General features: G+C 67.9%; 22 protein-coding genes. 12 read left to right on the forward strand and 10 right to left on the reverse strand.

The features are described 5' to 3' along the window. Positions 1-124 precede the first annotated feature (124 nt). Entirely contained in the window at positions 125-688 is a 564-nt protein-coding gene (ahpC, locus tag ACSYAO_RS03630) for an alkyl hydroperoxide reductase subunit C (protein ID WP_005408159.1), read from the reverse strand. Positions 689-1,037: 349 nt separating this feature from the next. On the opposite strand from ahpC, the gene prmC reads away from it, so the two are divergent. Next, positions 1,038-1,895 (forward strand): peptide chain release factor N(5)-glutamine methyltransferase, encoded by an 858-nt coding sequence (gene prmC / locus ACSYAO_RS03635; protein WP_049463646.1) that lies wholly within the window; start codon positions 1,038-1,040, stop codon positions 1,893-1,895. 48 nt (positions 1,896-1,943) lie between these two features. Next, positions 1,944-2,885, forward strand: coding sequence for a prolyl aminopeptidase (gene pip / locus ACSYAO_RS03640; RefSeq protein WP_014646006.1), 942 nt, complete (start codon positions 1,944-1,946; stop codon positions 2,883-2,885). A 197-nt stretch (positions 2,886-3,082) separates the two neighbouring features. Here the strand turns inward: pip and ACSYAO_RS03645 are convergent, their stop codons facing one another. Next, positions 3,083-3,967 (reverse strand): LysR family transcriptional regulator, encoded by an 885-nt coding sequence (locus ACSYAO_RS03645; protein WP_049463645.1) that lies wholly within the window; start codon positions 3,965-3,967, stop codon positions 3,083-3,085. Positions 3,968-4,072: 105 nt separating this feature from the next. On the opposite strand from ACSYAO_RS03645, the gene ACSYAO_RS03650 reads away from it, so the two are divergent. Together ACSYAO_RS03650 and ACSYAO_RS03655 are read left to right on the forward strand one after the other, a co-directional pair. After that, positions 4,073-5,491: an MFS transporter gene (locus ACSYAO_RS03650; RefSeq protein WP_049463643.1), complete on the forward strand. Its 1,419-nt coding sequence runs from the start codon at positions 4,073-4,075 to the stop codon at positions 5,489-5,491. Continuing rightward, positions 5,488-6,159, forward strand: coding sequence for a hypothetical protein (locus tag ACSYAO_RS03655; protein WP_071229183.1), 672 nt, complete (start codon positions 5,488-5,490; stop codon positions 6,157-6,159). The genes ACSYAO_RS03650 and ACSYAO_RS03655 overlap by 4 nt, the downstream gene beginning before the upstream one ends. A gap of 312 nt (positions 6,160-6,471) precedes the next feature. Here ACSYAO_RS03655 and ACSYAO_RS03660 read toward each other — a convergent pair whose 3' ends face one another. Genes ACSYAO_RS03660 through ACSYAO_RS03675 form a run of 4 tightly spaced genes read right to left on the reverse strand, consistent with a single transcriptional unit; the run spans position 6,472 to position 9,341 of the window. Further along, a complete protein-coding gene (locus ACSYAO_RS03660) occupies positions 6,472-7,269 on the reverse strand; it encodes an N-formylglutamate amidohydrolase (RefSeq protein WP_049463512.1) in 798 nt (265 codons plus the stop codon). After that, complete coding sequence (locus ACSYAO_RS03665) at positions 7,262-7,816, reverse strand: NUDIX hydrolase (protein WP_010481791.1); 555 nt, start codon at positions 7,814-7,816, stop codon at positions 7,262-7,264. The genes ACSYAO_RS03660 and ACSYAO_RS03665 overlap by 8 nt, the downstream gene beginning before the upstream one ends. After that, a complete protein-coding gene (locus tag ACSYAO_RS03670; protein ID WP_049463514.1) occupies positions 7,813-8,763 on the reverse strand; it encodes a 5'-3' exonuclease in 951 nt (316 codons plus the stop codon). The genes ACSYAO_RS03665 and ACSYAO_RS03670 overlap by 4 nt, the downstream gene beginning before the upstream one ends. Then, positions 8,760-9,341 carry a nitroreductase family protein gene (locus tag ACSYAO_RS03675; RefSeq protein ID WP_049399990.1) on the reverse strand — a complete coding sequence of 194 codons (582 nt, stop codon included), beginning with the start codon at positions 9,339-9,341 and terminating at the stop codon, positions 8,760-8,762. Before ACSYAO_RS03675 ends, ACSYAO_RS03670 begins: the two co-directional genes overlap by 4 nt. A 331-nt stretch (positions 9,342-9,672) precedes the next feature. Between ACSYAO_RS03675 and ACSYAO_RS03680 the strand changes: the two genes are divergently transcribed. Both ACSYAO_RS03680 and ACSYAO_RS03685 read left to right on the forward strand, forming a co-directional pair. Continuing rightward, complete coding sequence (locus ACSYAO_RS03680; protein ID WP_049463516.1) at positions 9,673-11,994, forward strand: DUF1631 domain-containing protein; 2,322 nt, start codon at positions 9,673-9,675, stop codon at positions 11,992-11,994. A gap of 52 nt (positions 11,995-12,046) precedes the next feature. Continuing rightward, positions 12,047-13,126: an NAD(P) transhydrogenase subunit alpha gene (locus tag ACSYAO_RS03685; protein ID WP_032130088.1), complete on the forward strand. Its 1,080-nt coding sequence runs from the start codon at positions 12,047-12,049 to the stop codon at positions 13,124-13,126. Between the two features lie 100 nt (positions 13,127-13,226). Here ACSYAO_RS03685 and ACSYAO_RS03690 read toward each other — a convergent pair whose 3' ends face one another. The 3 genes from ACSYAO_RS03690 to ACSYAO_RS03700 are packed head-to-tail and all read right to left on the reverse strand — an operon-like array spanning position 13,227 to position 14,599. Then, positions 13,227-13,688, reverse strand: coding sequence for a DUF3106 domain-containing protein (locus ACSYAO_RS03690; protein ID WP_049463518.1), 462 nt, complete (start codon positions 13,686-13,688; stop codon positions 13,227-13,229). A 3-nt stretch (positions 13,689-13,691) separates the two neighbouring features. Continuing rightward, positions 13,692-14,018: a hypothetical protein gene (locus tag ACSYAO_RS03695; RefSeq protein ID WP_032130086.1), complete on the reverse strand. Its 327-nt coding sequence runs from the start codon at positions 14,016-14,018 to the stop codon at positions 13,692-13,694. Continuing rightward, on the reverse strand, positions 14,015-14,599 hold the full coding sequence (locus ACSYAO_RS03700; protein ID WP_080356593.1) for an RNA polymerase sigma factor: 585 nt from the start codon (positions 14,597-14,599) through the stop codon (positions 14,015-14,017). Before ACSYAO_RS03700 ends, ACSYAO_RS03695 begins: the two co-directional genes overlap by 4 nt. A 98-nt stretch (positions 14,600-14,697) precedes the next feature. Here ACSYAO_RS03700 and ACSYAO_RS03705 point away from each other — a divergent pair, with 98 nt between their 5' ends. Beyond that, entirely contained in the window at positions 14,698-15,018 is a 321-nt protein-coding gene (locus ACSYAO_RS03705) for an NAD(P) transhydrogenase subunit alpha (RefSeq protein WP_005408173.1), read from the forward strand. Then, positions 15,015-16,475 carry an NAD(P)(+) transhydrogenase (Re/Si-specific) subunit beta gene (locus tag ACSYAO_RS03710; RefSeq protein ID WP_005412324.1) on the forward strand — a complete coding sequence of 487 codons (1,461 nt, stop codon included), beginning with the start codon at positions 15,015-15,017 and terminating at the stop codon, positions 16,473-16,475. The genes ACSYAO_RS03705 and ACSYAO_RS03710 overlap by 4 nt, the downstream gene beginning before the upstream one ends. A gap of 318 nt (positions 16,476-16,793) precedes the next feature. Here ACSYAO_RS03710 and ACSYAO_RS03715 read toward each other — a convergent pair whose 3' ends face one another. After that, positions 16,794-17,213, reverse strand: a complete 420-nt coding sequence (locus tag ACSYAO_RS03715) for a hypothetical protein (RefSeq protein WP_049463520.1) — start codon at positions 17,211-17,213, stop codon at positions 16,794-16,796. Between the two features lie 122 nt (positions 17,214-17,335). On the opposite strand from ACSYAO_RS03715, the gene sufT reads away from it, so the two are divergent. The 4 genes from sufT (at position 17,336) to ACSYAO_RS03735 (ending at position 20,204) form a co-directional block, all read left to right on the forward strand. Beyond that, positions 17,336-17,887 (forward strand): putative Fe-S cluster assembly protein SufT, encoded by a 552-nt coding sequence (gene sufT / locus ACSYAO_RS03720; RefSeq protein WP_005415385.1) that lies wholly within the window; start codon positions 17,336-17,338, stop codon positions 17,885-17,887. Between the two features lie 59 nt (positions 17,888-17,946). After that, positions 17,947-19,041 (forward strand): branched-chain amino acid aminotransferase, encoded by a 1,095-nt coding sequence (locus tag ACSYAO_RS03725; protein WP_049463521.1) that lies wholly within the window; start codon positions 17,947-17,949, stop codon positions 19,039-19,041. Positions 19,042-19,215: 174 nt separating this feature from the next. Then, positions 19,216-19,872, forward strand: a complete 657-nt coding sequence (locus ACSYAO_RS03730; RefSeq protein ID WP_049463522.1) for a hypothetical protein — start codon at positions 19,216-19,218, stop codon at positions 19,870-19,872. Next, on the forward strand, positions 19,869-20,204 hold the full coding sequence (locus tag ACSYAO_RS03735) for a transcriptional regulator (RefSeq protein WP_012510131.1): 336 nt from the start codon (positions 19,869-19,871) through the stop codon (positions 20,202-20,204). Before ACSYAO_RS03730 ends, ACSYAO_RS03735 begins: the two co-directional genes overlap by 4 nt.

Consider the following 20,204-nt stretch of genomic DNA (forward strand, 5'->3'; position numbering starts at 1 on the left):
AGGGGCTGGCTGGCCAAGGCGGGCGAGCGTTGGCTGTCTTGGGTTCACCCCCACGCCGGCGGGGGGACCGGCACGGGGATGAAAGGCGCGCCGTGGCGTGGGGCCACGGCAGGCCGGTACTGCTTTAGATCTTGCCGACCAGGTCCAGCGACGGGGTCAGGGTCTTCTCGCCTTCCTTCCACTTGGCCGGGCACACCTGGTTCGGGTTGGCGGCGGTGAACTGGGCAGCCTTCAGCTTGCGCAGGGTTTCGGAGACGTCACGGGCGATCTCGTTGGAGTGGATCTCCAGGGTCTTGATCACGCCTTCCGGGTTGATGATGAAGGTGCCGCGCAGGGCCAGGCCTTCTTCCGGAATGTGCACGCCGAAGGCGTTGGTCAGCTGGTGGGTCGGGTCGCCGACCAGCGGGAACTGGGCCTTGCCGACGGCCGGCGAGGTTTCGTGCCACACCTTGTGCGAGAAGTGGGTGTCGGTGGTGACAATATAGACCTCGGCGCCGGCCTTCTTGAACTCGGCGTAATGGTCAGCGGCGTCTTCGATCTCGGTCGGGCAGTTGAAGGTGAAGGCGGCCGGCATGAAGATCAGGACGGACCACTGGCCCTTCAGGCTGGCGTCGGAAACCTTGATGAACTCGCCATTGTGGTAAGCGTTGGCTTCGAACGGCTGGATCTGGGTGTTGATCAGGGACATCGTTTTTCCTCTGGTGAAGGGGAGTGGGTGAATCGACAGGAGCTAGGTTACCGACTCGCTGGCGATAAGAACAATCCATTGATTGCATCTATTTGATAGATGGAATCTATCATTTGGTCATGAGCAGGCACTGAACCTTGCCGCTCCCATCCTGCAACTGGCTGTGTGACAAGGGAAATCTTCCGGAACGGCTGAATAGGGCCAATAGTCCCTCCTTATCCCCTCGGGCAGAACCTGAACGGATTGCAGCCTTTTGTAGAGTCGAGCCATGCTCGACTGCGGACCTGTGGATGTGTAGCTCGACTGCGCCAGAAGCAGCCGAGCATGGGCTCCGCTCTACAATTGCGGCATGTTTTCCCAAACCGAACCCTCCCTGCGCCAGATCGTGGCCGAGGCCAGTGCCCGCCTCGGCGGCGTCGAGGCCCGCCACGAGGCCGAACTGCTGCTGCTGCATGTGCTGGAGCGCCCGCGCAGCTGGCTGTTCGCGCATGCCACCGATCCGCTGGCCGCCGCCGACCTGGCCGCCTTCGAAGCGTTGCTGGCCCGCCGCGTGGCCGGTGAGCCGGTGGCCTACCTGACCGGCCGCCGCGGTTTCTGGACGCTGGACCTGGAGGTCGACCCGGCCACGCTGATCCCGCGTCCGGAAACCGAGCTGCTGGTCGAGCTGGCGCTGGAGCGGCTGCCGCCAGACCAATCGCTGCAGCTGGCCGACCTCGGCACTGGCACCGGCGCGATCGCCTTGGCGCTGGCCAGCGAACGGCCCCAAGCGCAGGTGCTGGCCACCGATGCCAGCCCGGGCGCGCTGGCCGTGGCCGCGCGCAATGCTGCGCGCCATGAACTGCGCAACGTCCGCTTCGCCGAGGGCGGGCAGGACTGGTATGCGCCGCTGCAGGGCGCGCGGTTCGACCTGATCGCCAGCAACCCGCCGTACATCGCCAGCGACGATCCGCACCTGGCCCAGGGCGACCTGCGCTTCGAACCGGCCACCGCGCTGGCCTCCGGCGTGGACGGGCTGGATGACATCCGCCGCATCGTCGACGGTGGCCAGGCCCACCTGCTGCCCGGCGGTTGGCTGCTGATCGAGCACGGTTGGGACCAGGGCGTGGCGATCCGCGCGCTATTCGACGCGGCGGGTTTTGCGGAAGTGCAGACCGTGCAGGATCTGGAGCAGCGCGACCGCATCACCCTGGGCCGGCGTCCGGCCTAGAATGGAGGTTCTCCTGCCCCGGCAGGGCATCACCCTGGAGCTGCAAGCATGCGTACGCTGTACCCCGCCATCACCCCCTACGACGTCGGCACCCTGAAGGTCGACGACCGCCACACGCTGTACTTCGAACAGTGCGGCAACCCGGACGGCAAGCCGGTGGTGATGCTGCACGGTGGCCCGGGCGGCGGCTGCAGCGACAAGATGCGCCAGTTCCACGACCCGTCCAAGTACCGCATCATCCTGTTCGACCAGCGCGGTGCCGGCCGTTCCACCCCGCACGCGGACCTGGTGGACAACACCACCTGGGACCTCGTCGCCGATATCGAGAAGCTGCGCGAGCACCTGAAGGTGGATCGCTGGCAGGTGTTCGGCGGCAGCTGGGGGTCGACCCTGGCGCTGGCCTATGCCGAGACCCACCCGCAGCGCGTGACCGAACTGGTCCTGCGCGGCATCTTCATGCTGCGTCGCTGGGAGCTGGAATGGTTCTACCAGGAAGGCGCCAACCGCCTGTTCCCGGATGCGTGGGAGCATTACCTCAAGCCGATTCCTTCGGTGGAGCGTCATGACCTGATCTCGGCCTTCCACCGCCGCCTGACCAGCGACGACGAAACCACCCGCCTGGAAGCGGCCAAGGCGTGGGCGGTGTGGGAAGGCGCGACCAGCTTCCTGCACGTCGATGATGACTTCATCAACAGCCACGAAGACCCGCACTTCGCGCTGGCCTTTGCCCGCATCGAGAACCACTACTTCGTCAACGGCGGCTTCTTCGAAGTGGAAGACCAGCTGCTGCGCGACGCACACCGCATCGCTGACATTCCCGGCGTGATCGTGCACGGCCGCTACGACGTGGTCTGCCCGCTGGCCAACGCCTGGGACCTGACCAAGGTGTGGCCGAAGGCGAAGCTGGAAATCACGCCGGCGTCGGGTCACTCGGCGTTCGAAGCCGAGAACGTGGACGCGCTGGTGCGCGCCACCGACAGTTTTGCTTGAGGCAAAACTATCCACGCATTCCACCTTATCCCCGCGCCTGTCGGCGCGCCCCCTTGAACAACAAGGGGGCTCTGCTCCAGACCGGGTTCGGTGCACTGATCAGTAGAGCCAGGCCACGCCTGGCTGCGGTAGTGCCGGCCGCTGGCCGGCAAACCTGAGACGGTTGGATTCCTGGAGGCGCCGGCCAGCGGCCGGCGCTACCACTCCCCAGCCAGCAACGCGTCGGCCAGTACCTGCAGCTTCGGCGAGCATTGCCGCGAGGGCGGATAGATCAGTGACAGTGCACGGCTGCGGCCTTCAAACGGCTGCAGCACGCGCTGCAGGCGGCCATCGGCCAACGCATCGGCCACGGCGAAATCCATCACCTGCACGATGCCGATACCGGCGATGGCCGCTTCCACCAGCGGATCGCCGCTGTCGAACACCATCCGCGTCGGCGGCGTGAACTCGCGCAGTTGCCCGTCCTGCAGGAACTGCCAGTCCACCAGCCGGCCACTGCGCAGGTTGCGCACCGCCAGGCAGGCATGGTCCTGCAGCGCGGCCACATCGTCCGGTGCGCCACAGCGGGCCAGATAGGCGGGGCTGGCCACCGTCACCCAGCGCAGCGGCCGCAATGGCCGCGCGACGATGCGCTGGTCGGCGATGACGCCGGTGCGCAGCGCGGCATCGAAGCCTTCCTCGACCAGATCGACCAGACGGTCGCTGAGCACCGCTTCCACCTGCAGCTGCGGATGCTGTTGCAGCAACGGCGCCAGCATCGGCACCAGCACCTTGCGCCCGAACATCGACGGCGCACTGATCTTCAACGTGCCCGAGGGCGTGCACGGGCGGTCGGCCAGTTGCCGTTCGGCATCGTCCAGGCCGGCCAGCAGTGGTGCCACCTGTTCCACGAACTGGCGGCCATCCGGGGTCAGCGCCACGTTGCGGGTGTTCCGCTGCAGCAGCTTCACCCCCAGCGACACTTCCAGCCGCCCGATCGCGCGCGACAGGCCGGATTGGCTCAGGCCGAGCTGGCCGGCGGCCACGGTGAAACTGCGGGCTTCGGCCACCTGCACCAGCATGCGCACCGCATTGAGGTCCATCGAGGCTCCATTCATGCCGAAAATCATGACAGATATGGTCGGGGAGGGGTTTATTGATTGGCTCGCATCAATGAGACTGCGCTCCCCCACCGCGCCAGACCGCCGATGCCTCCCCTCAAATACCCGCGCTGGGCGCTGACCCTGCTGGCCACCGCCCAGCTGATCATCGCCCTGGATGCCACCATCATCTTCGTTGCCCTGCATGACATGGGCCGCGCGCTGCAGATCAACGCGCAGCAGCTGCAATGGGTGGTCAGTGCCTACACCGTGGCCTTCGGCGGCAGCCTGCTGCTCGGCGGGCGCGCCGCCGACCTGATCGGCCGCCGCCGCTTCTACCGGCTGGGCATGCTGCTGTTCGCGCTGGCCTCGCTGCTCGGTGCGCTGGCGCCGAACGCCACGCTGTTGATCATCGCGCGCGCCGCACAAGGCGTCGGGGCGGCGCTGCTGTTCCCGGCCACGCTGGCGCTGATCAACACGCTGTACGCCGAAGGCCCGGTACGCAATCGTGCGCTGGCGATCTGGAGCATGGCCAGCGCGGTCGGCCTGGCGCTGGGCACGCTGCTCGGTGGCGTGCTGACCCAGGCGTTCGGCTGGCCGGCGGTGCTCGCGGTGATCGTGCCGCTGGCCACGGCGTGCGCGGTCGCGGCCGGTACATGGCTGCCGGCCGATGGTCCACGCGTGCAGGGCCGTTCCTTCGATCTGGCCGGTTGTCTCACTGTCACCGCTGGCGGCAGCCTGCTGGTCACCACCCTGGTGCAAGGGCCGGAGTGGGGCTGGACGGCGCCGGCTACGCTCATCTGCCTGCTGCTTTCAGCCGTATTGTTGACGGTGTTCGTACAGATCGAAAAGCGCAGCCGTGACCCGCTGATGCAGTTTTCGCTGTTGCGCCTGCCCGGCCTCCGCGCCGCGCTGGGTCTGACCTTCGCTTTCATGAGCAGCTATGGCGTGCAGTACTACTTCCTGGCGCTTTACTTCCAGGATGGCTATGGCTGGAGCCCGCTGCAGGCCGGTATGGCCTTCCTGCTGCCGACATTGGTGTGCACCTTCGGCATCCGGATTGCCGAACGCATGCTGCGGCGCCGTTCGCCACGGCAGGTGCTGGCCTGGGGCTTCGCCGCAGGTGCCGTCGGCATCGCCGCGGTTGCGTTGGCGATGCCGCATGGCGCCAGCTACTGGCCGCTGTTGCCGGGCATCGTGGTGCTCAGCATCGGCCAGGGCATGAGCTGGACGGCGATGTGGATCGTGGCCGGGCAGGGCGTGCCGGGTCCGCAGCAAGGCGTCGCGTCCGGCATGGCGGCCACCGCCCAGCAGATCGGCGGCGCCTTGGGATTGGCGGTACTGGTGATGGTCGCCAACGCTGCGCGCGGCACGCAGGCGGCAACCAGCCCTGATGCGTTGCAGGGCATGGTCAATGCACAGTACGGCGCCGCGCTGTTCGCCGCGCTCGGCGTGGTGATCGCGCTGGGCCTGCGCCCGGCGCCGGTAGACTCGGCAGCGACTGCCTGCCTGAGCACCGACGCATGATCGAACTGCTGGATCTGCAACAGACCCTGCATGCCTTCGCTGCCTGCAACGATGACGATGAGGTGTGGAACGCCTTCGGCTGGGTGATGGCCAGCGACGAGGACCTGCTGGCTGCGCGGTTGTGGTTGCCGTCATCCAGTGATGAAGCGCTGGATGACGACGGCGAGCGATCGGCCGCTTCGGCAGCGATGGGGCTGTTCCCGTATCTGGAACCGGCCATGTTTGCCGACGTGCTGGATGTGCAGAAGCGGCAACGCCCGCTGTCGTCGCTGCAGGACTACGCGCAGGCGCTGGCGTACTACACCGAGTACGACGCATTCCAGCAGGTCGAAGGTATCGACGAGGCCCTGGGCGAAGCGGGTGCTGAGGAACAAGCGGAGGCGCGCGAGGCAGGGCTGGGCGCAGGCATCTTCGCTTCCTTCGATCTGACGCTGAAGGCGTGCTCGGAGGGGCAGATCAAAGCCGCAGCGCAGCGCGTGGCGCGCCTGCTGGAGATGCCGGTGGGCGAGGCGTTGGCGCGCTGCCGTGCGTTGCCGCTGGTGCTGGGTGAGGCGCTGGATCGTCGCCGCGCGCAGGCGATCAAGGATGATCTCGAAGCGATCGGTGCGACCGTGCAGGTGCACGGGGTCAAGCCGTTCCCGTGGATGGATGCGCCCGTATTGCGGTAGTGCCGGCCGCTGGCCGGCAACCTCAGGTTCGTTGGATCATTGCAGTTGCCGGCCAGCGGCCGGCACTACCAAGCCTGGGTAAATCACCCGGCGGCCAGCAACTGCGGTTGCAACGCGCTGAAGATCCGCGCCAGCCGCTCCCAAGGATGACTTCGACGCCACCGGTGCGACCGTGCAGGTGCACGGGGTCAAGCCGTTCCCGTGGATGGATGCGCCCGTATTGCGGTAGTGCCGGCCGCTGGCCGGCAACCTCAGGTTCGTTGGATCATTGCAGTTGCCGGCCAGCGGCCGGCACTACCAAGCCTGGGTAAATCACCCGGCGGCCAGCAACTGCGGTTGCAGCGCGCTGAAGATCCGCGCCAGCCGCTGCGCCCATGCCAGCTGCCCGGCGGCATCGGCGATCAGGTCCTGGCGGATCTCCAGTTCCACGTGCACCAGCCCGCGGCCTTCGCCATGCACCGGCACCGCGTAGTCGCTGGTACTGCTGACCGAATACGGTTCGTTGTCGCCCACCACCAGGTCGCCTTCGTCGCGCAGTGCCTGCAGCAGTGCATGCGCAAAGCGCGTGTCCTGGTGGTACAGCACGCCGGCATGCCACGGCCGCTGCGCGCCGTTCATCGCCGGGGTGAAGCTGTGCATCATCACCAGCAGGGTGGGGCGACCGGCATCGCGGCGTGCGTCCAGTTCGGCGTCGATGCGTGCGTGGTACGGCGCGTGGATCGCATCGATGCGCTGTTGCCGCTGTGCCACTGACAGACCGGCATTGCCCGGGACCACGGTGTGGTCGCTCACTTCCGGAATCAGCGTGGGCGAGGCCAGTGGGCGGTTGCAGTCGATCAGCAGCCGCGAATAGGTCTGTTCGATCGCCCAGGCATCCAGCCGTTCGGCCAGCGCGCGGGTGGTGCCGGCAATGCCGATGTCCCAGCCGATGTGGCGGTCCAGTTCGACCTGTGGCAAGCCCAGGCCGGCGAGGGCACCCGGCACCTGTTGGCCGGCATGGTCGGCCAGCAGCAGGTACGGCGAAGCGCCCTGCGGCCGGTGAATCGCGTAGATTGCCGGATCATCGGCGCCGAGCAGCGCCGGCAGCGCATGCAGGTCGGCGTCAGCCACGCGGGCGCCCGTCCAGGTGGTGCTCGATCATCCACAGGCCGGCCCAGAGCTTGGCGTCCAGCTCGTAGCCTTCGCCCATCTTCTGCACCAGCCAGGCCGCGGCCTCACTGCGTGGAATCTCGTGCACGGTGATGTCCTCGCTGTCATCACCGCCACCTTCGCCGATCCGGCGCAGGCCGGTAGCGCGGACGAAGGCGATCTTCTCGCTGCTGGCGCCGGACGACGTCGGGCCGATCATCAGCACTTCGGCGTGATCGGCGGTCCAGCCGGTTTCTTCTTCCAGTTCGCGCACGGCCGAGACTTCAATCGATTCGCCGGCGTGGATGTCGCCGACCAGGCCGGCCGGCATCTCGATGGTGGGTGCCTGCAGCGGCACGCGGAACTGCTCGACGAACAGCACCTTGTCCTCAGGGGTGACGGCGATGATGATCGCGGCCAGGCCACCGGCGTGGGTACGTTCGCTGTATTCCCAGGTGCCGCGCACCAGCATGCGCTGGTACTTGCCTTCATAGACGACACGCGGGGCTTCGGTGTTGCGCTGGCTCATGCGGGCTCGCTGGAATTGGAAAAGGATGGAGTGGGAACGGGGTCGGCCACACCGGCGGCATCGAACAGCCGGCGGCGGGTCATCGGGCCGAAGCGCAGGGTCTGGCACAGGCCACCGAGCAGCTCCGGGTCGGCCGCCTGGCGCAGCAGACCGGGTTGGCTGCCTTCCAGCGGCGCGTCCAGCGCGATGGTGGTCAGCTGGCGCCAGAGCTGGGCGTGCTCGCGCTGTTCGCGCAGGCGCACCGCCATCTGTGCCGCGCCGCGCAGGCGCAGGAACGGCACTTCGTCCAGGCGTTCGTACAGCGCATCCATGCTGCCGAAGTGGGCCAGCAGCACGGCGGCGGACTTGCTGCCGACACCACTGACACCGGGAATGTTGTCCACCGCATCGCCGCACAGTGCCAGGTAATCGGCGATCTGGTGCGCGTGCACGCCGTGCCGCGCCTTCACTCCGGCTACGTCCCAACGCTGGTTGCGTGCGTAGTCCCACTGCTCGTCGTGATCCAGCAGCAGCTGCGACAGGTCCTTGTCGGCGGAGATGATCACCCCGCGGTGGCTGCCACGGTGCACGTGCAGGGCGCTGCCGATCAGGTCATCGGCTTCGAATTCGTGGTGGGCCAGCACCGCAAGGCCCAATGCCGCGCACAGCGCCTTGCAGTGTACGAACTGGCGCTTGAGCGCCTCCGGTGCCGGGTCGCGGTTGGCCTTGTAGGCCGGGTACAGGCGATGGCGGAAGCCGCTGTCGAGCGCTTCGTCGAAGGCGATGGCGATGTGCCGGGGGCGCTCGCGCTCCAGCAGGTCCAGCAGGAAGCGGGCGAAGCCGTGCACGGCGTTGGTCGGCCAGCCCTGCGCGTCCTGGAACTGGTCCGGCAGCGAGTGCCAGGCGCGGAACACGTAGATGCTGGCGTCGACCAGATACAGCGACGGCGGCGGAGCCGGCAGGCTCATGCCGGCGGCGTCCAGTCGCGCAGCAGGGCCGCCGGATCGGGGCGCTCGCGCTCAGGTACATCAGCCTTGGGTGTACCGATGTGGATGAAGCCGGCGATGCGTTCGCCTTCGACCAGGCCCAAGTGGGCCTGTACCGCCGGATCGAAGGCCATCCAGGCGGTCAGCCACTGCGCGCCGAAGCCCAGCGCCTGCGCGGCCTGCAGCAGGGCGAAGCAGACGCAGCCGGCGGTCATCAGCTGTTCCTGCTCGGGCACCTTCGGGTCCGGCCGCGGGCTGGCCACCACCACGATCACCAGCGGCGCATGGCTGAAACGCTGGCGGTCCTTCTCGAATACCGCCTCGCCCGCATGCGGGTCGCGCTGGCGGCTGCGCTCGGCCAGGAAGTCGCCCAGAGTGTGACGTGCATCGCCGGCGATCTTCAGGAAGCGGAACGGTACGCGCTTGCCGTGGTCGGGCACGCGCACGGCCGAGGCCAGCATGCGCTGCAGGGTGGCTGGATCCGGTCCGGGCTCGCCCAGTTGCCGCGAGGGCACCGAGCGGCGGGCATCCAGGGCAAGCAGGGCAGCGGGGTCGGGCATGGAGTCTGAACCGGTCATCACGGGTGTTTGATTATAGTCGGGGTGGTCAATGACGCCGTCTGTGTCGCGTCCCGCCCCTGAATATCAAACTGTGATGAACATCATGCCACTGGCGGGAAAGGGACGACCGCTTCCTCTCGCCTCGTGGGCCTCGCACGGCTTACGATATCTATCTTGCCGGGCCGCCGGTCATGAGGTTTGAAGTGAGGACTGTTTCACTGTCCGTGACGGGCTGGCCGGCCTACCATCGACGTACCGGCACATGGGGTGTGCCGGCCGTCGCGATGTCCATGCTGTCTGTCGTACCAGAGAAGGTGGGGAGCCTTCCCGAATGATGAGCGCGCCCACACCGATGGGATCGCCGGGCCGTGACCCGGTCCAGCTTCAGCGTGCCCGGGACATGGTCCTGCCGGCGCTGTGCCAGGCGTTCGGGGCCGCACTGGCGCGTTTCGACGATGCACTGTTCGACCGCGCCGGCAATGCTGGCTCGTCGCAGCTGCTGTTCCTGGATGCGATGCGCGAGCTGCGCCGTCGCCGTGAGGACATCGCCGCCGCCTTCGCCGGCCACCTGCAGCGGGCCTGGGATGCACTGGCCAGTGGCGAGCCGTTGTCGGCCGAAGCCACCCTGTCCGGGCCGGCCGAGGATGGCCTGAGCCTGCTGGCTGAACATGTACTGGAATCGCGGCTGGCGGTGCGCAATTTCGCCACCGTGCTGCTGCGTGACTTCAAGCCGGTGCTGGCGCGGCTGGACCGCCGCCTCGGCCGCCTGATCGGCGGCGCCGAGCTGGATGCCGATCACAACCCGGTCAGCCCCGAACATCTGGGCGTGGCCATCCATGAGGCCTTTGCCGGCTGCGAACTGGCGCCGGAAGTGCACCTGGTGCTGATCAAGCTGTGCGAGCGTGACCTGCGCGCGCCGGTGGGCCGCATCTACGAGAAGCTGGACGAGCAGCTGGCCGCCGCTGGCGTGATGTCGCAGATGGGGGCGCCGCGGCGTCCAATGTCTGCCGCGCCCGACCCGCGCATGGCGCCCGGGTCGGACGATCTGGTCGAGCCGCGCCACGCGGCGGGCTTCGAATCCGAATTCAGCGATGATGAACAGGCCGCGCCGGCCTGGGCACAGCGCTTCGCTGCGCGCTGGTCCGAGCGCCGTGGCCACATGCAGCAGCACCTCGGGAGCGAGGATGCCGGCAACGGCGAGGCGTATGCCGGCCAGCAGGGAATGCTGCTGGAGGCCCTGCATGAGCTGCTGCAGCAGACCCGTCACGTTCGCGAGGACGCCACCTCGGCAGCGCAGGTCGCGGTCGGCCAGCACCGCCCGTTGAGCCAGCGCGAGATGATGTCGGTGCTGTCGCTGCTGCAGGCCACGCCCAGCGCCACCCTGCGTGCGGCCATCGGCGAGGACGGCGAATCACTGGCGCAGCGGCTGAAGAGTGAAGTGCTGTCCAGCGCCACCCGTCTCGGCGTCGATCCTGGCCAGACCCGGCTGGACCCGCAGGACGAAGATGCGATCGATCTGGTCGGCATGCTGTTCGACGTGATGCTGGACGAACGCGAACTGGAAGGTCGCTCGCGCGAGCTGATCGGCCGCCTGGTGGTGCCCTTCGTCAAGGTGGCGATGCTCGACCGCCGCATGTTCGTGCAGAAGACCCACCCGGCCCGCAAGCTGCTCAACTCGCTGGCCGAAGCCTGCGAGGGCAATACCGGCGAAAGCCAGGCCGAGCGCATGCTGATGGCCAAGGTCGAGGAAATCATCGAGCGCCTGGTGGCCGAGTTCAACGAGAACCTGGCGATCTTCCTGACCCTGGAAGAAGAATTCCGCGAGTTCCTGGTGCAGCATCGCCGCCGCGTGGAGATCGCCGAGCGCCGCGCCGCCGAAACGCAGCGCGGCCAGGAGAAGCTGGAAATGGCCCGCAGCCGGGCGGGTGCCGAACTGGATCGCCGCATCGGCGATGCCACCCTGCCGCCGGCCATCGCTGAGTTCCTGCGCCAGCCATGGCAGCACCACCTGACCCTGGCGCTGCTGCGCGAGGGCGAGGAGGGCGCGTCGGTGGCCGAGGCACTGAGCCTGGCTGACGGCCTGCTGGAGGAAGTGGCCGAGGCCCGCCGCCAGATCGTCGGCAAGCCGTGGCTGCAGGCCTGGCAGCCGGTGCTGGCCAAGGTATTTGCCAGCGTCGGCGTGCACGGCGATGCCGCCACCGGTGCCATCGACGCCCTGCACGACACCCTGCAGGGCATTGCGGAATCGCGACCGGAACTGCAGCGCGCGCTGCCGGAGCTGCCGCAGGTTGCCTTGCCGGCGCCGCCGGTGGCTGAGTCGCCAGCGGTGGAGCTCGGCGGGCAGATCGACGCCGACGATTTCGACAACGCCGACGCCGACCGCTTCCGCCGCATGGAAATCGGCAACTGGCTGGACTTCGTCGACAAGGACGGCAAGGTGCAGGCCGGCAAGCTGTCCTGGGTCAGCCCGATTTCCTCGCGCCTGCTGTTCGTCAACCGCCGCGGCGTGCGCTTCTGCGTGGCCTCGCCGGAAGAACTGGCAGTGATGGTGCGGCTGGGCCGCCTGCGCGCCCACGTCGACGATGGCGCCTTCGACAGCGCGATGCAGGGTGTGATCGATCGGCTGGACCCGGGCAGCGCAACACTGCACTGAGCCGTGGCCGCCTGCTAGGATCGGGAAAACTCACCGATCAGCGGGGACCTGCATGGCCGTGGCGTTGCTGGGGATCAAGGAGACCGCGCCGGGCGAACGGCGCGTGGCGTTGACGCCGGAAACCGCGCGCAAGCTCGGTGCCTTGGGCATCACTGTCTGGTATGAGGCCGGCGCCGGTCTGGCGGCGGGATTTACCGATGCTGCCTATGACGACGCCGGTGCACGTGTGTTCGATGTAGGTCGCTGGGCCGAGATCGATATCCTGCTGTGCGTGCAGGCACCGCCGGTGGCGGTGCTGGAGCAGCTCAAGCCCACTGCCAGCGTGGTCGGCCTGCTGACCCCGGCCAGCGATCCGGCGCTTGCGGCATTGGCCGCTGGCGACCGCCTGCACCTGTTCCCACTGCAGCAGCTGCCGCGCACCACCCGCGCGCAGGCGATGGATGTACTCAGCTCGCAGGCCGGCATGGCCGGTTACAAGGCGGCACTGATCGCGGCCGAGCGTGCGCCGCGTTTCTTCCCGATGCTGACCACCGCCGCCGGTACCGTGCGCCCGGCCAAGGTGCTGGTGATCGGTGCCGGTGTGGCCGGTCTGCAGGCCATCGCCACCGCGCGTCGTCTCGGTGCACAGGTGGAAGGTTTCGACGTGCGCCCGGAAACCCGCGAGCAGATCCAGTCGCTGGGCGCGCGCTTCCTTGATCTTGGTGTGAGTGCAGCCGGTGAAGGCGGCTATGCGCGTGCGTTGACCGATGAGGAACGCGCCGAGCAGCAGCGCCGGCTGGCCGACCACCTGCGCAGCGTGGATGTGGTGATCTGCACGGCAGCGGTACCGGGGCGACCGGCGCCGACGATCGTGACTGCCGCGATGGTGGAAGGCATGGCCACCGGCAGCGTCATTGTCGATCTGGCGGCAGAGAGCGGCGGCAACTGCGCACTGACCCAGCCGGGGCAGTGCATCGAACATCAGGGCGTGACCATCGATGGCCCGCTTGGCCTGGCCAGCCGCGGCGCGACCCAGGCCAGCGAGATGTACGCGCGCAACCTGCTCAACTTCGTCGCCTTGTTCGTGCGCGAAGGGGAGCTCAGTTTCGACTGGGACGACGAGTTGCTGGCGAAGACACGCTGGCAGGCGTGAGCCGGTAGCGCCGGTTGCCTTCCCGGTAGATCCACGCCATGCGTGGAGGAACGGCCCAGCGTGCGGACCAGGGTCCGCACCCACCCTGCGGATGCCGGCGTTACCGCGGCTTCGCCGGCGGCGGGTTGTCGCGCACCCAGTCCTTGCGTTGTTCCGGCGTCATCTGCGACCAGCGCTCGCGCAGGGCGTCGCGCTGTTCCGGCGGCATGTTCCGCATCTGACCGAACAGGGCCCGGGCCTGCTCACGCTGTTCCGGGTTCATGTGCTCGAAGCGGCGCAGGCCACGGCGGGCCTTGTCGCGCTCCTCCGGGCTCATCGATTGCCAGCGCTGGCCATGCGAAAGCATGCGCTGGCGCTGGCCGGCATCGGCGCTGTTCCAGCGGTCGCGCAGCGGCGCCAGCAGGGATTCGCGCTGCGCTTCGCTGAGGTGTTCCCACGCCGGCAGCGGTGCGGCCGGCGCAGGGCGTGCGGCAGGGGCGGGCGCGGCGCTCTGCGCCAGGGCCGGGAAGGCCGGCAGCAGCAACAGGGTCATCAGCAGGGGCAGGGTGTGCAGTCGGGACATGATTCACTCCATCGCCAGGTCGGTATCGCCCAGCCACAGGTACAGATCGGGATTTTCGTCGTAGAGCGCGCTGTTGTCTTCCGCCGAGGCAAGCACAGGTGCCGGCGCAGGGCCCGTCAGGGTGCCGTGGCCGGTGAACTGCAGGCCGATACCCAGTGCCACCACCAGTGAACAGGCACTGGCCAGCCACCAGCGCCAGCGCCCGCGATGGGCGGCCGTGGCGCCGTGGCGAGCCTGGCGCAGCCGGGCCAGCGTTGCCGGCGACAGCGCGTGCAGCGACTGCGCGTGCAGGCTGCGCAGGGTGTCATCGGAAGGCAGGGAGCGGTTCACGGGTGGGTCTCCAGATAATCCTGCAGCGCCTGGCGGGCGCGTGCCAGATGGGTTTTTACCGCGCCTTCGCTGCAGCCCATGGCGCGGGCGGTGGTGGCCCCGTCCAGGTCCTGCAGCACGCGCAGGGTGAAGGCCTCGCGCTGGCGGGCGGGCAGGCGGCGCAACGCGTCCACCAGCTGTTGGTACTGCTGGCGCTGTTCGTGCGCCTGTGCCGGGTCCGGGCCGGGGTCGGCCCAGTCGATCTCGCCGCCGTCGGCGTCCTGGTTGTCGCGCCAGAACGGCAGTCGGAAGCGGCGCCGGCGCTGCACGTCGATCACGCGCCGGCGCAGGATGCTCCAGAACAGCGGGGCCCATTCGGCAGCCGGCTTGTCGGCGTAGTCCAGCATGCGCAGCAGCGCGTCCTGCACCGCGTCCATGGCGTCTTCGCGCTGGCGCAGGCCGGCCTCGGCGAAGCGGAACGCGCGCGGGCCAACACTGGCCAGGAACGCCTCCAGCGACGCCGGCAGGGCATCGGTCTCGGCGCTCGGGGGGACGGGGCTGCTCACCAGCACAGGGTACGGTTCCTCGCTCGGGGTCACCATCGACAACGCGTGAGCGCGGCTTCGGTTGACGCCGGGCGCGCACCGGGTTCAGCCCATGGTTATGATGGGACGACGAAGACAGAGCAGGAGCGTTGCCGGTGAGTGACGGGTTCGTAGCGCTGTACATCTTCATGCTGGCAGCCATCGCCGGCCACGTGATCATTTCGCGGGTGCCGGTGATCCTGCATACCCCGCTGATGTCGGGCTCCAACTTCATCCACGGCATCGTGCTGATCGGTGCAATGGTGGTGCTGGGGCACGCGCAGACACCGCTGGAGAAAGCTCTGGGCTTCCTCGCCGTGGTGCTTGGTGCCGGCAACGCCGCCGGTGGCTACGTGGTCACCGCGCGCATGCTGGAAATGTTCAAGCCGAGCGCGCCCAAGGGCGGCAAGGACGAGCCGAAGGAGCCGCAGGCTTGAACATCAGCACCGTCGAACTGCTCGATTGGCTGGTCAAGGCCAGCTACCTCGTCGCCGCCACGCTGTTCCTGCTGGGCCTGCAGCGCATGGCCTCGCCACTGACCGCGCGCAGCGGCATCCGCTGGGCCGGGCTGGGCATGCTGCTGGCCACGGCGGCGACCTTCTTCCTTCCCGAACTGCACAACGTGCCGCTGATCCTGGTGGCGCTGCTGCTCGGCGCGGGCCTGGCCTGGTGGTCGGCCGGCAAGGTTGCCATCACCGACATGCCGCAGATGGTGGCGCTGTACAACGGCATGGGCGGTGGATCGGCGGCGGCGATCGGCGCGGTGGAGCTGCTGCGCTACGCCTTTCTTGCCAACCGCGATACCAGCCACTGGAGCGCGCAGGCGCTGGCCGACCTCGCCGCGCGCCAGCCGTCGGGCACGGTGCTGCTGCTGGCGGTGGTCGGCGCAGCGATCGGCGCGGTGTCGCTGTCCGGCTCGGTGATCGCCTGGGCCAAGCTGGATGGACGCCTGGACAAGCGCGTGACCTGGCCGGGCCAGCAGGTGATGAACCTGCTGGTGGCGCTGGCGGTGGTGGTACTGGCGATCATCGCCGCCAGCACGCTCAGCACCTGGGCGATCGTTGCCTTCTTCGTACTTGCGCTGGCGCTGGGCGTGCTGATGACGCTGCCGATCGGTGGCGCCGACATGCCGGTGGTGATCTCGCTGTACAACGCGTTCACCGGCCTGGCGGTGTCGTTCGAAGGTTACGTGCTGGGCAACGAAGCATTGATCATCGCCGGCATGATGGTCGGCGCGGCGGGCATCCTGCTGACCCGGCTGATGGCCAAGGCGATGAACCGGCCGATCCGCAACGTGCTGTTCTCCAACTTCGGCGGTGGTGCTGGTGGCGAAGCGCAGGCGATCAGCGGCTCGCAGAAGCCGATCGAAGCGGCTGACGTCGCCGCGATGATGGCCTTCGCCGAGCGCGTGGTGATCGTGCCTGGCTACGGCATGGCCGTGGCGCAGGCGCAGCACAAGATCTGGGAGCTGGCGCAGCGGCTGGGCCAGCGCGGGGTGAAGGTGAAGTTCGCGATCCACCCGGTGGCGGGGCGCATGCCGGGGCACATGAACGTGCTGCTGGCCGAGGCGGGTGTGCCCTACGACCTGATCGCGGACATGGACGACATCAACCCGGAATTTGCCAACACCGATGTGGTGCTGGTGATCGGCGCCAACGACGTGGTCAATCCGGTCGCACGAACCGATCCGGCCAGCCCGATCTACGGCATGCCTGTGCTGGACGTGGTCAATGCGCGCAACGTGGTGGTGATCAAGCGCGGCAAGGGCACGGGCTTCGCGGGCATCGAGAATGCGCTGTTCTACGCCGACAACACCCGCATGCTGTATGGCGATGGTGCGGAAGCGGCGGCCTCGCTGGTGAGCGAACTGAAGGCGCTCGACGGCGGGCATTGAGCGGCGGCTGCATCGGGTAGGTGCGGACCTTGGCCCGCACGCATTTGCCGGCCAGCGGCCGGCACTACCCCCATCCACGCATGGCGGCTGTGCCCGGTAGGTGCGGACCTTGGTCCGCACGTTTCTGCCGGCCAACGGCCGGCACTACCGAATCCCTGCGTGGTGGTTGCATCTGGTAGGTGCGGACCATGGTCCGCACGGTTCTGCCGGCCAGCGGCCGGCACTACCCCCATCCACGCATGGCGGCTGCGCCCGGTAGGTGCGGACCTTGGTCCGCACGCATTTGCCGGCCAGTGGCCGGCACTACCTGCCGGTGGGTCAGCGCGCCAGCCAGGCGCCCACGGCCAGGCCCAGGGCCAGCCACAGCCACTCCACCGCGCCATTGGCCAGGGTGATCAGGGTCCAGGCCAGGTGCGGGCCCATCCGCATCGTGGCGTCCCACAGGTCCAGCCCGATCGAGCCGCCCATCCAGGCGCTGGCGATGGTCCAGTTGGCCACGGCCGCCACCAGCAGGGTGCCCACCACGACCAGCACGATGCGCAGCCGGCCCGGGCCGAGCGTACCCATGCGCAGCATGAACACCAGTTCCAGGGCGGTCAGTACCGCCATCCAGCCGACCTGCCGGCCGGTCATCAGCGCCAGCACCATCCAGGCAAGGGGAGCAACAAGCAGACCCAGCAACAGCATGATGGGCCAGAGCCAGGTCACGGTCCTGGCACGCGCGGCATTGGAGGACATCGAAGCTCCCTGAAGATCACCCACAGGATACTGTGGTTTGCCGCAGTGCACCGGCGGCGGCAGGGCGGCTGGGCTAGAATGCCGTCTTGCGTGGCCTTGGCCACGGCCCCATATCGGTCCCCATGTATTCCCGTAGCAGCGAACCTGTCCACTTCGAACGCGATTGCGAGGCCGTGATGGTCCCGCAGGGCGACACCGTGACCCTGCCCGCCGGCAGCTATGGGTACATCACCCAGGCGCTGGGCGGCAGTTATTCGGTGTTCGTCGAGGGCAACCTGTTCCGCATCGCCGGCAAGGACGGCGACGCCATCGGCAAGGAGGCACCGGCACCGCTCGAGCTGCCGGCTGACGCCACCGATGAACAGGTGGAACAGCTGGTGTGGCAGCAGCTGCGCACCTGCTTTGATCCGGAAATTCCGGTGAACATCGTCGAACTGGGCCTGGTCTACGAGGTCGAGATCAAGCACCTGGACGAAGGCAAGCGCGAGATCGACGTGAAGATGACCCTGACCGCACCGGGCTGCGGCATGGGCGAGATCCTGGTCGACGACGTGCGCAGCAAGCTCGAAATGATTCCGACGGTGGCCGAGGCCGACGTCGACCTGGTGTTCGACCCGCCGTGGAACCAGCACATGATGTCCGAGGCGGCCCGGCTCGAGACCGGCATGCTTTGACCCACGGCCCGCAGTGGCGCGGGCCGGGCATTACCCGCAACCAGAACAGGAAATCTCCGGTGTCCCAGTCCATTCCCAGCTTCGCCGTCACCCGTTCGGACCACCCGCGCAGCGCTGAAGAGCGCGCCCAGATCCTGGAGAAGCCGGGTTTCGGCCTGCACTTCACCGACCACATGGTGGAAGTGCGCTGGGACAAGGACACCGGCTGGCACAACGCCAACGTGCGCGCCTATGGCCCGCTGCAGCTGGACCCGGCCGCGGCCGTGCTGCACTACGGCCAGGAAATCTTCGAGGGCATCAAGGCCTACCGCCATGCCGACGGTTCGATCTGGACCTTCCGCCCGGATGCCAACGGCCGTCGCCTGCAGCGTTCGGCGCAGCGCCTGGCGCTGCCGGAACTGCCGGTGGAGATCTTCGTCGAATCGCTGAAGCAGCTGATCGCCGTCGACAGCGCCTGGGTGCCGTCGGCCGATGAGTCGAGCCTGTACTTCCGTCCGTTCATGATCGGCGACGAAGCTTTCCTCGGCGTGCGCGGCGCGCACAAGGCCGGCTACTACGTGATCGCCAGCCCGGCCGGCCCGTACTTCGCCAAGGGCGTCGCCCCGGTGTCGATCTGGCTGTCGACCGAGTACGCACGTGCGGCCAAGGGTGGCACCGGTGCCGCCAAGTGCGGTGGCAACTACGCCGCCTCGCTGCTGCCGCAGCAGAAGGCACAGGCACAGGGCTGCTCGCAGGTGCTGTTCCTCGACCCGGTCGAGGGCAAGTACCTGGAAGAACTGGGTGGCATGAACGTGTTCCTGGTCTACAAGGACGGCACGCTGGTTACCCCGCAGCTGTCGGGCAGCATCCTCGAAGGCATCACCCGCGAGAGCATCCTGCAGCTGGCCCGCGACCGCGGCATGAAGGTCGAAGAGCGCAAGGTCAGCATCGACGAGTGGAAGGACGGCGTTGCCTCCGGCGAGATCACCGAAGTGTTCGCCTGCGGCACCGCGGCGGTGGTCACCCCGATCGGCCAGCTGAAGGGCGAAGGCTTCTCGGTGGGCGACATCAACGCACCGGCCGGCGAAGTGACCATGTCGCTGCGCAAGGAATTGACCGACATCCAGTACGGCCGCCTGCCGGACCGCCACAACTGGCTGGTCAAGCTGGGCTGATCGCCCGCGTTGAACCGGTAGCGCCGGGCCATGCCCGGCGGCTCTTCTTGAAAGCCCGTTCCAGTGACGGGCTTTCTGCGTTGTGGGCCCGCCCGTCGACGGCAGCAGACGGGCGATTGACGCAAATAGGTTTGCACTGCAAACTAAATTCAAGCGACCCCGATGGAGCGTGTCATGCAGCAGCCGTCCGTCATTGATCCTTCCTCGCGCCTGCAGGCGCTGACCCGTGAATATTCGCGGTACTCGCGAAGTGCCGGGGGCCTGTCGGCGATGGCAGGCGGCATTGCCTGCCTGGCCTCGTTCCTTGCCGGCGCGCTGCTGCCGACCACCCTGGCGCTGCGCATCGTGCTGATTGCCGTGCCGGTGCTGTGGATCGTCGGCAAGCAATGGCTGGCACGCCGTTACTACCAGCGGCTGGGACAGGTCGAGGAGCAGGTCACGCCGGTCGAGCGCAATTTCCAGCGCTTCTTCATTGCCTTCACCGCGCTGGTAAGCGTGCTGGTGATCGGCAGCGTGCTGACCCGGCTGGCGCCGATGGGCGAGCTGCCCTGGGACCTGCGCGCCATCGGTTACCTGGCCGTGGTAGCGCTGCTGCCCTGGGTGGTGTGGCGCTGGCTGCGTACACCGCTGGAGTTCATCGTGGGCGTGTTCCTGTTGTGCCAGGCCGCGCTGGCCTTCACCGGGCAAACGTATGGCTTCGGCCCGAGCACGGCGGTGTTCCCGCTGGCATCCATCGCACTGATCGTGGTCGGCTGGCGTGACCACCAGCGCTTCCACCGGCTGCAGGTAGAGATGCGCGCGTTCATGGCGGCGCGGACGAACGCCGAATGACCCAGCTGCCTGACTCCAGAGCGCTGCTCCAGCTCGACCGCTTGATCCACGAGCCGGCACGCCTGCTGATCCTGTCGATCCTGGCAGGTGCCGAATCCGCCGAGTTCGGTTTTGTCGAACATCTCAGCGGGTTGAGCAAGGGCAACCTGTCCAGCCATCTGAGCAAGCTGGAGGCTGCTGGACTGGTCGCCATCGACAAGTCGTTCCGCGGCAAGCGCCCGCTGACCACCCTGCAGTTGACGCCGATGGGCCGCACTGCCCTGGCCGAGTACCGCACACAGCTGGCGGCGATCGTTGCCGGCATTCCCGATCCGGATCGAAAGGACGCCTGA

It is taken from the genome of Stenotrophomonas sp. STK16_22 (assembly GCF_051984505.1).
GTDB lineage: Bacteria > Pseudomonadota > Gammaproteobacteria > Xanthomonadales > Xanthomonadaceae > Stenotrophomonas > Stenotrophomonas maltophilia_A.